Source organism: Microcoleus sp. OTE_8_concoct_300 (genome assembly GCF_031383065.1).
Lineage (GTDB): Bacteria > Cyanobacteriota > Cyanobacteriia > Cyanobacteriales > Microcoleaceae > Microcoleus.
On record NZ_JANMZH010000785.1, the window covers coordinates 1 to 1,046 of the forward strand.

The window sequence follows — 1,046 nt, forward strand, 5'->3', positions numbered from 1 at the left end:
AAATCTTTGACACCATCTATCGAAGCAGGGGGGCATCGCGGCAGGGGTTGTCTCTTTCATTGGTCATTCTTTAACGTTATATGCTTGCTATGCAAGCATTATAACGTATTTTTACCGTATTTTTTGTTTAAGTCCCGCTAATAAGCTCGCTCAGCATTTAAATGCTGTGTCAATAAATAGGGCTTGCTGGATAAGTGCAGAAAGGTTACACAGCCTGGTTATGTGATCGCGCGCTCGAGAAAAGTGTGCAAGATAAACAGGTAAAATAGTACAAAACCTTTGCATCACCCAGTGCGCTCGTGTACAGAAAAGCTGAGCTTGCTCCCCCCTCACCCTCCGACTTTGAACTCCCCTCCTGTGGAAAGTTGTCACCAGATAACCGTTGGGTAAAAATGGTCCAACTAATCCCGTGGGATGAATTTGAATCAGAATATGCTAAAAACTTCCCCACAGAAATGGGGGCACCCGCCAAATCGTTTAGGATGGCATTGGGGGCATTAATTATTAAAGAAAAATTAGGAATTAGCGATCGTGAAACAGTAGAACAGATCCGGGAAAACCCCTATCTACAATACTTTATTGGTCAATCAAGCTACAGTAACGAGCTACCCTTTGACCCATCTCTATTAGTTCATTTTCGGCAAAGAATTAGTCCGAACCTAATTAATAAAGTTAACGAACGAATGGTTGAAAAAATTCGCTCCATCACCCCAGTTAAACCAGAAAAAAAAAAGGATTCGGACGCCAAAAATGAGTCACCCAATCGCGGAAAATTAATCCTAGATGCTACCTCGGCCCCAGCCGACATTACCTATCCGACCGACTTAGGACTATTAAACAAAGCCAGAGTTCATACCGAAAAAATTATAGATATCCTGTATAAACCGATCAAATATCAAACCAGTAAAAAACCAAGAACCTACCGTAATCTCGCCCGAAAAGATTACTTATTAATAGCCAAACAAAGAAGACCATCCCGCCACAAAAAAAGACAGGCAATTAAAAAACAACTTCAATATATCAAAAGAAACCTCGCTCATATTGAA

At 41.0% G+C, this 1,046-nt stretch carries 1 protein-coding gene; it reads left to right on the top strand.

The window, feature by feature from the left end; translation table 11 throughout:
* Positions 1 to 299 precede the first annotated feature (299 nt).
* The coding region (locus ACUVJL_RS35060) for a transposase (RefSeq protein WP_445250029.1) at positions 300 to 1,046 on the top strand (747 nt) is incomplete at its 3' end.